Raw genomic sequence first — 12,430 nt, forward strand, 5'->3', positions numbered from 1 at the left:
TCGGCGCCGGTCGGAAAACTTTCGGGCACAGTGAAGTACCGCCCCTCGGTGGTGAAGTCGGTTCGGTGGACGGTCGGTGCTGAGTGTCCTACTTGGACAGCAGGGGTACGAGCTGATCCAGGGCGTACGGGATGCTCAGCACCGTGCTGAACGACAGCGCGGCACCGAGCGGCGGCTCCTCGTACGGCAGGAACACCGCGCGGTTCTCCTTGGCGACCTTGAGCGTGCTGTACACCTTGTCCGCCTTGACGGTGGACTCGGTCGAGGCGTCCGCGGTGAGGAAGACCAGCTTGTCCACCTCGACGAGGGAGAGCTGCTCGGAGCCGATCTCGGCGGCGTACTCCTTACCGGCGGCGTCCACGATGGCCTTCGGCACGGTGAAGCCGAGCTTGGTCAGCAGGACGACCTTCGGGTCGTTGGGCGCGAAGATCGCGTACTTGCCGGGCTCGTACGGCTCCACCACGGCGACCGACTTGCCGGCGAAGTCCGGGTGTTCGGCCGCGAGCTTGGCCAGCCGGGCGTCGATGGCCGCGATCAGCTCGTTGGCCTTGGCCTCCTTGCCGAGGGCCTTGCCGGCCAGCCGGGTCATGTCCTGCCACGGCGCGGCGTAGTCGTCGAACCCGACGGGCTGGGCGACGGTCGGCGCGATCTTCGAGAGCTTGTCGTACTGGTCCTTGCTCATGCCCGAGTACAGCCCGATGATGAGGTCCGGCTTGAGGGCCGCGACCTTCTCCAGGTTGTACTCGTCGCGCTCGCCGACGATCTCCGGGGTCTTGCCGGCCCAGAGCGGCTGCGCCCAGGGCCACTTACCGTACGGACGCTCCAGGAACCAGTCGATCGCGCCGACCGGGACGACGCCGAGTGCCAGCACCGGGTCCTGGTCGCTCAGCCCGAGGGTGACCACGCGGGTGGGCGCGGCGGCGATCTCGGTGGTGCCGTACTTGTGCTGCACGCTGACCGGAAAACCGGTGGCCGCGGAGGCGCTCGACTGCGGGTCGGAGGCGGGCTTCGAGTCACCACAGGCGGTGAGGGCCAGGACGGCGGCTGCCAGCGCGGCGGTCATCCGCGTCACGGCCGAGCGGCTCCTGCGGTGGACGCGCGGGTGCGCGGTGGATCTCGGCGACGTGAGCAACGGATTCCCTCCGACGAGGCGACACAATCGGCCACATCATAGGTGAGGCTATCCTAAGTAACAAGGGACCGTGGTCCGCTCAACGAAAGGTAGCCAACCCTTAGCATCTCCACCATGGAGGCAGGATGAGGACGGCTACTGCGGACGCGGAAACCGTGACCGGGTCGAGCGGAAGCCCACAACGGCGTGCCCTGACGGCACCGGCCCGGACCGCGCTCGTGATCACCGTGGCCGCGATCCTCCTGGGCCTCTGCGTGCTCTCTCTCGCCGCCGGCAGCAAGGCGGTCCCGCTGGACGACGTGTACCGGGCCGTGTTCGACCGGGCCGCCGCCCGGGTGGCGAATCCGCAGGTCGACGCGATCGTCTGGGGGGTGCGACTACCCCGGACCATCTGCGCCGTCCTGGTCGGGTCGGCGCTCGGCCTGGCCGGCGCGCTGATGCAGGGCCTCACCCGCAACCCGCTGGCCGACCCGGGGCTACTCGGCGTCAGCGCCGGCGCGTCGTTCGCCATCGTCGTCGCGGTGGCCGGCCTCGGCGTGAGCTCGGCCACCGGGTACGTCTGGTTCGCTTTCGCCGGAGCGTTCGCCGCCGCGGTGGCCGTCCACCTGCTGGGCAGCCTCGGCCACGGCGGCGCCACGCCCGTGAAGATCGCCCTGGCCGGCATCGCGCTCACCTTCCTGCTGGGATCGTGCACGAGCGCGATCGTGCTCCGGCATCCCCAGGCGCTGGACCGATTCCGGTTCTGGTCGGCCGGCTCGCTCACCGGCGCCGATCCGGGGCTGCTGTGGCGGATGTCTCCGTTCCTGGCCGCAGGTGTGCTGCTCGCTATCGCGGCCGGGCCCGCACTGAACAGCCTCGCGCTGGGCGACGACACCGCGATCGCCCTGGGTCGCAGACTCGGCACGATCCGGATCCAGGCGGTGTTGGCGATCACCCTGCTGGCCGGCACCGCGGTCGCCATCGCCGGCCCGATCGTCTTCATCGGACTCGTCGTACCGCACGTCACCCGGATGATCACCGGACCGGACCACCGATGGTTGCTGCCGGTCACGGCCCTGCTCGCACCGTGCCTGCTGCTGTTCGCGGACATCGTCGGCCGGGTGGTCACGCGACCCGAGGAGGTGCAGGCCGGCATCGTCGTCGCCTTCCTCGGTGGCCCGTTCTTCATCGCGCTGGTCCGGCGTCAACGGGTGGCCGAGCTGTGACGAGCACCCGAACCACCCCGATCCGGCCCGGCGCGTTCCGGCTGACCACACCGCCGATCTCCGGCGTCCTGCGGCCACGAACCCTGGCCGTCTGCGTCGCGCTGGCCGCCGCGACGTTCGCCGTGTTCTGCGTCAGCCTCACGCTCGGCGACTATCCCGTCAGTCTGCCGGACGTCCTGCGCGCCCTGGCCGGCTCCGACGAGCCTGGTCCCGCGTTCGTCGTACGCGAGCTGCGGCTGCCCCGCGCGCTGACCGGCCTGCTCGTCGGCGCGGCGTTCGCGGTCTCCGGCGCCATCTTCCAGACGATCACCCGGAACCCGCTGGCCAGCCCGGACATGATCGGGATCAACGCCGGGGCGACCACCGCGGTCGTCGGCGGGATCGTGCTCGGCACCGGCGCGGGGCTGAGCAGCTCGACGCTGGGAGTGCTCGGCGCGCTCGCCACGGCACTGCTGATCTACCTGCTCGCCTGGCGGCGCGGGGCCAGTGGATATCGCATCATCCTCATCGGCATCGGCATCGCCTGGATGTGCACGAGCGCCACGGACTACCTGCTGACCCGCGCCAAGCTGCACGAGGCCCAGGAGGCGTTCGGCTGGCTGGTCGGCAGCATCAACGGCCGCGGCTGGGAGACGGTGCTGCCGCTGGCCGTGGCGGTCGGTGTGCTGCTGCCCGCGACGTTGCTGCTCACCCTGTGGAGCCGCACCCTGTCGCTCGGCGACGACGTGGCCCGCGGCCTCGGCACGCCGGTCCAACGTGCCCGGTTCGGCCTTCTCATCGCCGGCGTCGGGCTGGTGGCCTTCGCCACCGCGGCGGCCGGCCCCGTGCTGTTCGTCGCCCTCGCGGCGCCGCAGGTGGCACAACGGCTCGCCGGCCAGGCCACCCCGCCGCCGGTCACCTCCGCACTGACCGGGGCGTTCATGGTCCTCGCCAGCGACCTGCTCGCGCGGTACCTCATCCCGGACGCCGATCTACCGGTCGGCGTCGTCACCGGCGCGTTGGGCGCGGCGTTCCTGCTGTGGCTTCTCGCGCGCGCCAACCGAGCCGGCACTGGAGGCTGACGATGACCGGGCACCAACCCGACCTGCGAGCCGAGGGGCTACGGCTGGCGTACCCCGGCCGGATCGTCGTGGACGACCTCGACCTCGACCTACCGACCGGCCGGATCACCGTGATCGTCGGCCCCAACGCCTGCGGCAAGTCGACGCTGCTGCGGGCGCTGGCCCGGCTGATGCCCCCGGCCGCCGGGTGCGTACGCCTCGACGGCGAGGCCATCCACGGCCTTCCGACGCGTCAGGTGGCCCGCCAGGTGGGCATCCTGCCCCAGTCCCCCGTGACGCCTGCCGGCCTGACGGTGGCGGACCTGGTCAGCCGGGGCCGCTCACCGCACCAGACCTGGTGGCGGCAGTGGTCGACGTCGGACGAGGCCGCGGTGACCGCCGCGCTCGCCGCCACCGACATGACCGACCTGGCGCACCGGCCGGTCGACGAGCTCTCCGGCGGGCAGCGGCAACGCGCCTGGATCGCCATGGCGGTGGCGCAGGAGACGCCGGTCCTGCTGCTGGACGAGCCGACCACGTTTCTCGACCTGTCGCACCAGATCGACGTCCTCGACCTCGTGGTCGACCTCAACCGGCGCGACGGCCGAACCATCGTGATGGTGCTGCACGACCTCAACCAGGCCTGCCGGTACGCCGACCACCTGGTCGCCATGAAGGGCGGCCGGATCGTCGCGCAGGGAGATCCGACGGCCGTGATCACCACCGAGATGGTGGCCGAGGTGTTCGACATCGACTGTCAGATCACCGTCGACCCGATCAGCGGCACTCCCCTGATCATCCCGGCCGGGCGGCACCACCTCGCGCCCCTGGGTGCCCCGCCGGCCGGCTGAATGACCCGCGCGAACCGCGCCGGCCGCGGTGGTGGCCGGCGCGGTGCCGGGAACCCCGTCTCAGCCCGCGTACGAGGCGGCTGGCGGCGAGTCGAACGCCAGGGGATCTGCGAACTCCGAGTACTCAACGATCGAATCGAGGATCTCCGCCGAGCGGATCGACGTGTTGGACAGCAACGAGGACGAGATGCCGTGGGTGTGTTCGGTGCCGCCCTGCAGGTAGATGCCGGCCCGTACCCGTGGCGTGGTCTCGATGCGGTAGTCCCGGGAGACCCGGACCTGGCCCGCGTCGTCGCGCTGGAACTCCTCGGCGAAATCGCCCAGCAGCCAGGCCGGGTCAGGAGTCCGGTAGCCGGTGGCGAACACGACCGCGTCGGCGTCCAGCGCCGTACGGGAGCCAGTGATCATCGACTCGACGACGGTCTGGACCCGGTCCCCCGAGCGCACCGCCTGGACCACCCGCGACACGTTGAGCAGGCGCAGCCGCTCTTCACCGCGGACCTTCTCCTGGTAGACGCGGCGATACAGGTCCTCGATGAGATCGTGGTCGACGACCGAGTAGTTGGTGTTGCCGTGGTAATCCAGAATCATCTGCTTGACCTGCGGCGACGCCATGTAGTAGTCGTCCACCGCAGCCGGATCGAAGACCCGGTTGGCGAACGCGCTGTCGTCGGCCGGGCTGTAGCCGTAACGGGTGATCACCGCGCACACCTCGGCGGCCGGGAACTCCCGGTGCAGGTAGTCCACCGCTTCGGCGGCGCTCTGCCCGGCGCCGACGACGATGATCCGCGACGGTGACGGCGACATGCCCTTCAGACGTTCCGCGTTGGGCAGCAGGTCGCGGGTGTGCCAGATGCGGGCGTCCGCGGTCACGCCGTCCGGCAGTCGCGGGACCAGGCCGGTGCCGAGCACCAGGTTGCGGGTCCGATGGATGAGCGGCTCGCTGGCGCCGGCCACGTCGCGGGCGACCACGTCGAAGGAGGTGACCTCACCAGCGTGGGTCACCGGGTGCACCGCGACCACCTCGTGGCCGTAGGCGACGTTGCCGTCGACGCGGTCCGCTGCCCACTGTAGATAGTCGTGGAACTCGACCCGGGACGGGAAGAAGTTCTTGTGGTTGATGAAATCGATCAACCGGTCCCGGCTCTGCAGATAGCTGAGGAAGCTGAAGTCGCTCCGAGGGTTACGCAGCGTGACCAAGTCCTTGAGGAAGGAGACCTGCATGGTCGCGTCCGTGAGGAGCATCCCCCGGTGCCAACCGAACTGCGGTTGACGCTCCACGAACGTGGCGGTCACGGCCCGCCCGCCGGGCCTCCCTTGCAGGTCAGCGTTGTGCTCGGCGACCGCAATCGCCAGGGCCAGATTGGACGGCCCGAACCCGACACCGACAAGGTCATGGACTGACCGCTCGCCACCGGAAAGTTCCTCTGACATACGCGTCCCATCAAGTGGGCCGGGCCACGCCCGGGTATGGAAACGATCGACGCCCGCGCAGGACGTACGCCAACGAACACCCTGTGCCACTTAGGCAAGGCTAACCTATAGTACGATCGGCGCCACGGCGACATCAAGCCACGTCGGTGCGAAGTTCGAGTCCACTGCGGACTTTGACGCGAAGGAGGACATCGCCCATGCGGGTCATCATGTTCGGATATCAGACCTGGGGGCACCGCACCCTGCAGGCGCTGCTCGACTCCGAACACGAGGTAGTGCTGGTCGTCACCCACCCCAAGAGCGACCATGCCTACGAGAAGATCTGGGACGATTCAGTCGCCGATCTCGCCGAGAAGCATGGTGTGCCGGTCCTGCTCCGCAACCGCCCGGACGACGACGAGCTCCTGGCGCAGCTGAAGGCCGCCGAGCCCGACGTCATCGTGGCCACCAACTGGCGCACCTGGATCCCGCCGCAGATCTTCAACCTTCCCCGGTTCGGCACGCTGAACGTGCACGACTCGCTGCTGCCCGCGTACGCGGGCTTCTCCCCGCTGATCTGGGCGCTGATCAACGGCGAGAAGGAGGTCGGCGTCACCGCGCACGTCATGGACGAGACCCTCGACGCCGGGGACATCGTGCTGCAGCGGGCGGTGCCGGTCGGCCCGCGGGACACGACGACGGACCTGTTCCACCGCACGCTCGAGCTCTTCGGCCCGATCACCGTCGACGGTCTCGCGCTCCTCACCTCGGGCCGCACCGACTGGGTCCGGCAAGACCGGTCACGGGCGAGCTTCTTCCACAAGCGTGCCGACGAGGACTGCCGGATCGACTGGACCTGGCCCGCGGAAGACCTGGACCGGCTGGTCCGCGCGCAGTCCTACCCCTACCCGAGCGCGTACACGTACCACCGCGGCAAGCGGCTGGCCGTCCTGGCCGCCGAGGTCTCCGAGGCTCGGTACGGTGGCACGCCGGGGCGGATCTTCTACCGCGAGGGCGACGGCGTGGCGATCGTCGCCGGCGCCGATGCGCGCCACGGCCGCAACCCGGGCCTGCTCATCACCAGGGTCCGCACCGAGGACGGCACCGAGTACGCCGCACAGGACTACTTCTCGATCATGGGCGGGTACCTCACCAACCACCCGTGATGCCTGCTGGAGTCGGTGGCCGGCGGGTACGCACCCGCCGGCCACCGCTCAGGGCGGCGCTGAGCCGTCCCCCCGCACCAGTGTGCGAGACCAGGGTCTCCGACCGGCTCGACGGGGCCCGGATTCCGCGAGGCTGGAGGGGCAGTCACGACCTTTCAGCAGGGAGCCGGCATGTCCACCATTCGCATGACCAAGACGACCACCGCGACACCGGAACAACTCGTCGCCGGGATCACCGATTTCGGGCCGGGCCGTTCGAAGCTCTTCAGCGCCAGCGCCGACGATCAGCTCAAGGTGCACCACCAGGACGCGACCTGGGCCGACGTCACCGAGGGCTCCGGCGGCGTCTGGGAGCGGCTCGAGTACGACTGGTCGGCGCCGAACCGGATCATCATGAAGACCGTCGACTCCAACCTGTGGGGCGGTGCCTCGGGGCACACGTACACCCTGACCCGGCGCTCCGACGGACTGACCGTCCTGGACGCCGTGGTGATCCGCGAAGGCAAGAACCTCAAGGGCAAGATCGTCGGGTTCCTGCTCGGGACGGTTGCCAAGGGTCAACTCGACAAGGCGTTGAGCAACACCGTCAAGGCCATCGAGGCGCGGAACGCGTCCCGACTCTGATGTAGCGGTCGCGAGGTCGACGGTGGTGGCTCGCGCTGGCGTCCACGACGCCAGCACGACGCCAGCACCCGGCGCTGGTCGCACCGGCCCTCGCGGCGACAAGAAGACGAACGTGACGTACGCGGACAGGCGATCACGAATGCGCTGCGGGTGCGCGGTGGTTACGCCGCCTCCAGCGACGGCGACCCGGCAACCGGACGGGTGGCATGACGGACCCGTGGCGACGGCCGACGAGACGGTTGCGCCGTCTGACCGATTGCCAGCCGCAGCGACTGCAATGCGTAGAAGGCGCGCGACTTGACCGTCCCCTCCGGCACCCGTAACCGGTGGGCCACCTCGGCGGCGGACTTGCCCTCGAGGTGCAGCTCGACGAGGACGTCGCGGTGGGTGTCGCTGAGCGCGCCGAACGCTGTGCGCAGCGAGTCCCGGGCAACGACGGTTTCCAGGGTGTTGTCCACGGACGCCGCCGACACGCCATCGGACAGCTCGACACACACGGGCCGCGACCGAGCACGGCGCACGGCGTCGATGCCCACGTTGCGGGCGACGGTGAACAGCCAGCGGCGGGTGCTGTCGGGTTCGGCGGGCACATCACCGAGCCGGCGCCAGACCCGCATCATGGTCTCCTGCAGCAGATCGTCCGCGCCGTACGGGCTGCCGTTGGTGAACCCGGACAGGAACCGCGAGAGCGCAGGCGCGTACTCGGCGTACAACTCGCTCAGTCGTGCCTCCGCGTCAGCCCGGGCGGCGCCGGCATCGGTCCGAGTCACAGCAGTCATCGCCCCCTCGTGGGTCGCTCTCCGTACGCTTCCCACCCTCCCCGCTGGCCAAGGCCGCCGAGCCGGTATGCACCACGGGTCGACACCCTGGACCTGCGGGAGCCGACGCCGCGGCGAGCGGGCGGGCCCGCCCACCAACTGCCACCGGCCGGATCTTCGGGAGCCACACGTGGTCGCCCCAGTGGGAGTCACGGGGGCGACGCACCCGCACTTCGGGTGAGGGTGACGGGCATGAAACGACGCTTTATCGTCCTGATGGCGGCGGCCGTCCTACCGGCCGCCGCATCGCTGGTGCCGATGGCCGCCAACGCCGTCGCCGCCGACAGCGGCTCGCGGGTCGCCGCGACCTGCGCCGCCGTTCCGGTCTCCGCTCCGCAGGGTGCCACCGTGGAGAAGGTGACGGCTGTCGCCAACGCCGGCGGCACCGTCACGTTCCCGTCGGCGCCGCCGCTGCCCGACTACCCGCCGATCGCCGGCGTGCCGGCCTGGTGCGACATCACCGTCACGGTGAGCCACCCGGGAGCGAACGACCACGTCAACATCAAGGTCTCGCTCCCGCAGAACGGGAAGGACTGGAACGGCCGCTTCCAGGCGACCGGTGGCAGCGCGTACCTCGCCGGCGAGTTCCTGCACCCGCTGGTCGTCGGAGTCAAGAGCGGGTACGCCACGGCCGCCACCGACGCGGGTGTCGGCGCCAGCCCGCTGGACGTCAGCGGCTGGGCACTCACCCCGGCCGGCGAGGTCAACACTCCGCTGCTGGAGAACTTCGCCTCCCGCTCGCTGCACGACCTGGCCGTCGTCGGCAAGGAGGTGACGAAGAACTTCTACCAGCACGCGGCGAGCTACTCCTACTGGAACGGCTGCTCGACCGGAGGCCGCCAGGGTTACTCGGAGGCTCAGGCCTACCCGCGGGACTTCAACGGCATCCTCGCCAAGGCCCCCGCCGTCAACTGGGACCGGTTCGCGGTCGGCACCGCCTGGTCGCAGGCCGTCTTCAACGAGCAGAAGGTCGCGCCCAGCCCCTGCGAGCTGGAGGCTTTCAACACCGCGGCGATCAAGGCCTGCGACACCCTGGACGGCGTCCAGGACGGCATCATCGACGTCCCGCAGAACTGCCACTGGGACGCCCGCAAGCTGGTTGGCGACAAGGTTTCCTGCGACGGCGAGACAATCACCATCTCCAAGGCTGTCGCCGACGCGGTGAACAAGATCTGGGCCGGCCCGCAGGGCTACCCGGGGCCGAACAAGGGCGCCAGCTTCGCGTACCTCGCCGCGCCGGGCAACCCGTTCTTCGTCTCGAACATCTGGGTCAAGTACTTCGTCACGCGGAACCCGGCGTACGACCTATCGAAGATCAACTACAGGACCTTCCACCAGCTCTTCGCGTCGTCGCAGAAGCAGTTCAATTCCATCATCGGTACGGACGACGCGAACCTGTCGGCGTTCGCCCGGGCCGGTGGCAAGCTGCTGAGCTGGCACGGCCAGGCCGACCAGCTGATCCCGACCCAGGCGACGGTCGAATACCGCGAGCGGGTCAACCGGAACTTCGGCGGTAACAAGAACGTCGACGACTTCTACCGCCTGTTCCTGCTGCCCGGCGTCGACCACTGCGGCGCCACCGGGCCGACGGTGAGCGACGACGACGCCCTCGCCGCCCTGACCAGGTGGGTCGAGCAGGGCAAGGCCCCGACCACCTTGCCCGCCTCCGGCACCAACGCCGAGGGCACGACCGTGAGCCACCCCGTCTGCCGCTACCCGATGGTCGCGCGCTACACCGGCCACGGCGCCACCGACTCGGCCGCGAACTACCGCTGCGTCCGCGCCTGACTCCCCTGAGATGACGGGGGGCCCCGCTCTCTCAGCGCCCGGGCCGCCGTCTCTGGGCGCGTGGGCGGCCCGGGGGGGCCGGCGAGCCCTGGTCGCGCGCGCCGGTCCGTCAGCTCGCGTCGACGGGTTGCAGGCGCACCACGATGCCCTTGGATGTCGGGGTGTTGCTGATCTCGGCCACGCTGTCGAGCGGGACCAGGACGTTGGTCTCGGGGAAGTAGGCCGCCGCCGAGCCCCGGGCCGCCGGGTAGGCGACGACCCGGAACTCGGGGGCGCGACGCTCGATCCCGTCGTGCCACACGCTGATGATGTCCACCAGCTGACGGTCGGACAGCCCGAGCTCGGCCAGGTCGGCAGGGTTGACCATCACCACCCGACGGGCGTTGTGGATGCCCCGGTAACGGTCGTTCATGGCGTAGGGAATGGTGTTCCACTGGTCGTGCGACCGCAGCGACTGGAGCAGGAGGTGACCCTTGGGGACGCCGAGCATCGTGAACTCGTTGCAGGTGAACACCGCCTTGCCGCTCGCTGTCGGGTAGATGCCCGCGTTGACCGGGTTGGGTAGGCGGAAGCCACCGGGCGCTGCCACCCGCTCGTTGAAGTTCTCGAAGCCGGGCACCACGCGGGCGATGCGGTCCCGGACGGTGCTGTAGTCGCGCTCGAACTCCTCCCAGGGGATCGAGGGCTCGTCCCCGAGCGTCCGTCGGGCGAGGCGGGAGATGATCGCGACCTCGCTCAGCAGGGCAGCCGACGCGGGGTCCAGCCGGCCCCGGGAGGCGTGTACCTCACTCATCGAGTCCTCGACGGTGACGAACTGCTCCCCCGCGGCCTGGACGTCCCGGTCGCTGCGCCCCAGCGTCGGCAGGATCAGTGCGGTCTCGCCGCAGACGGTGTGGGAGCGGTTGAGCTTGGTGGAGATCTGGACCGTGAGCCGGCAGCGCCGCAGCGCCTCCTCGGTCACCGCGCTGTCCGACATGGCGCGGACGAAGTTCCCCGCCACACCGATGAAGACCTTGGCCTGACCGTCGCGCATCGCGCGGACGCCGGCGACCGAGTCGAGCCCGTGCTCGACCGGTGGCGTGAACGCGAACTCCCGGCTCAGGGCGTCCAGGAACCAGTCCGGCGGCTTCTCCCAGATGCCCATGGTGCGGTCGCCCTGCACGTTGCTATGGCCGCGCACCGGGCACACGCCCGCGCCGGGCCGGCCGATGTTGCCCCGCAGCAGCAGGAAGTTGACGATCTCGCGGATCGTCGGAACGCCGTGCTTGTGCTGGGTGAGCCCCATCGCCCAACAGACGATGACCTTCTTACTGCCCAGCACCCGCCCGTGCAGTTCCTCGATCTCGGCCCGGGTGAGCCCGGTGGCGGTCAGTACGTCGTCCCAGGTGATTTTCCGGGCGTACTCGGCGAAGGCGTCGAACCCGGTCGTGTCGCGCTGGATGAACTCGTGGTCGAGCACCGTGCCCGGCGCGGCGGCCTCGGCCTCCAGCAGCAGGAGGTTGAGCATCTGGAACAGGGCGAGGTCGCCACCGGGACGGATCTGCAGGAACTGGTCGGCGATCGGCGTGCCCCGGCCGATCACCCCGCTGACCTCCTGCGGGTTCTTGAAGCGCATCAGCCCGGCCTCGGGCAGCGGGTTGATGGCCACGACCGTGCCACCGTTGCGCTTGGTCTGCTCAAGCGCGGTGAGCATCCGCGGATGGTTGGTGCCGGGGTTCTGGCCCACCACGAGGATCAGGTCGGAGTGGTGGATGTCCTCCAGCGAGACACTGCCCTTACCCGTGCCGAGCGTCTCCCGCAACGCGGATCCGCTCGACTCGTGACACAGGTTGGAGCAGTCCGGCAGGTTGTTGGTGCCGTACGCGCGCACGAACAACTGGAGCAGGAAGGCGGCCTCGTTGTTGAGCCGGCCGGAGGTGTAGAACAACGACTCGTCCGGGGAGTCGAGCTCCCGCAGTTCCCGGGCGATCAGGTCGAACGCGTCGTCCCACCCGATGGGCTCGTAGTGGGTGCCGCCCGGCCGCTTGACCATCGGCTCGGTCAACCGACCCTGCTGATTGAGCCAACGGTCAGAGCTGCCGTCGAGCTCGGCGATCGAGTGACGGCTGAAGAAGTCGGCGGTGACGCGCCGGGTGGTGGCCTCGTCGTTGACGTGCTTGGCGCCGTTCTCGCAGTACTCGTTCACGTGCCGGCGCTTGGACTCGGGCCAGGCGCACCCCGGGCAGTCGAACCCCTTGGCCTGGTTGACGTTGAGCAGGGTCAACGCCGCTCGGCCGACACTGTTCGCGGAGAGCGAGTATCCGATCGCGTGCGCCACCCCGGGAACACCCGCCGCCCACGTCTTCGGCGGGGTGACGGACAGGTCGTCGCCGGGATCCTCGATCGTGCCCATG

Annotated in this window: 10 protein-coding genes; 6 read left to right on the forward strand and 4 right to left on the reverse strand. The window is 69.9% G+C overall.

The genetic code is table 11. The features are described from left to right. Positions 1–88 precede the first annotated feature (88 nt). Positions 89–1,063 carry an iron-siderophore ABC transporter substrate-binding protein gene (locus V6V47_RS01530; RefSeq protein ID WP_334626234.1) on the reverse strand — a complete coding sequence of 325 codons (975 nt, stop codon included), beginning with the start codon at positions 1,061–1,063 and terminating at the stop codon, positions 89–91. Positions 1,064–1,257: 194 nt separating this feature from the next. Between V6V47_RS01530 and V6V47_RS01535 the strand changes: the two genes are divergently transcribed. The 3 genes from V6V47_RS01535 to V6V47_RS01545 are packed head-to-tail and all read left to right on the forward strand — an operon-like array spanning position 1,258 to position 4,228. After that, entirely contained in the window at positions 1,258–2,337 is a 1,080-nt protein-coding gene (locus V6V47_RS01535) for a FecCD family ABC transporter permease (protein WP_334626090.1), read from the forward strand. Beyond that, on the forward strand, positions 2,334–3,398 hold the full coding sequence (locus V6V47_RS01540) for a FecCD family ABC transporter permease (protein ID WP_334626091.1): 1,065 nt from the start codon (positions 2,334–2,336) through the stop codon (positions 3,396–3,398). Before V6V47_RS01535 ends, V6V47_RS01540 begins: the two co-directional genes overlap by 4 nt. Positions 3,399–3,400: 2 nt before the next feature. Beyond that, a complete protein-coding gene (locus V6V47_RS01545) occupies positions 3,401–4,228 on the forward strand; it encodes an ABC transporter ATP-binding protein (RefSeq protein WP_334626092.1) in 828 nt (275 codons plus the stop codon). Positions 4,229–4,288: 60 nt separating this feature from the next. Here V6V47_RS01545 and V6V47_RS01550 read toward each other — a convergent pair whose 3' ends face one another. Further along, the gene (locus tag V6V47_RS01550; RefSeq protein WP_334626093.1) at positions 4,289–5,662 is read right to left on the reverse strand and encodes a lysine N(6)-hydroxylase/L-ornithine N(5)-oxygenase family protein; all 1,374 of its coding nucleotides are present in this window, start codon (positions 5,660–5,662) and stop codon (positions 4,289–4,291) included. Positions 5,663–5,859: 197 nt separating this feature from the next. On the opposite strand from V6V47_RS01550, the gene V6V47_RS01555 reads away from it, so the two are divergent. Together V6V47_RS01555 and V6V47_RS01560 are read left to right on the forward strand one after the other, a co-directional pair. Beyond that, positions 5,860–6,807 (forward strand): methionyl-tRNA formyltransferase, encoded by a 948-nt coding sequence (locus V6V47_RS01555; protein WP_334626094.1) that lies wholly within the window; start codon positions 5,860–5,862, stop codon positions 6,805–6,807. A gap of 171 nt (positions 6,808–6,978) precedes the next feature. Next, a complete protein-coding gene (locus tag V6V47_RS01560) occupies positions 6,979–7,431 on the forward strand; it encodes a hypothetical protein (protein WP_334626095.1) in 453 nt (150 codons plus the stop codon). Between the two features lie 161 nt (positions 7,432–7,592). Here V6V47_RS01560 and V6V47_RS01565 read toward each other — a convergent pair whose 3' ends face one another. Further along, positions 7,593–8,210 carry a sigma-70 family RNA polymerase sigma factor gene (locus V6V47_RS01565; RefSeq protein WP_334626096.1) on the reverse strand — a complete coding sequence of 206 codons (618 nt, stop codon included), beginning with the start codon at positions 8,208–8,210 and terminating at the stop codon, positions 7,593–7,595. A gap of 231 nt (positions 8,211–8,441) precedes the next feature. Here V6V47_RS01565 and V6V47_RS01570 point away from each other — a divergent pair, with 231 nt between their 5' ends. Then, a complete protein-coding gene (locus V6V47_RS01570; RefSeq protein ID WP_334626097.1) occupies positions 8,442–10,037 on the forward strand; it encodes a tannase/feruloyl esterase family alpha/beta hydrolase in 1,596 nt (531 codons plus the stop codon). A gap of 109 nt (positions 10,038–10,146) precedes the next feature. Here the strand turns inward: V6V47_RS01570 and V6V47_RS01575 are convergent, their stop codons facing one another. Continuing rightward, a complete protein-coding gene (locus V6V47_RS01575; RefSeq protein ID WP_334626098.1) occupies positions 10,147–12,429 on the reverse strand; it encodes an FdhF/YdeP family oxidoreductase in 2,283 nt (760 codons plus the stop codon). Position 12,430 lies beyond the last annotated feature (1 nt).

The organism is Micromonospora sp. CPCC 205539 (assembly GCF_036906815.1).
GTDB lineage: Bacteria > Actinomycetota > Actinomycetes > Mycobacteriales > Micromonosporaceae > Micromonospora.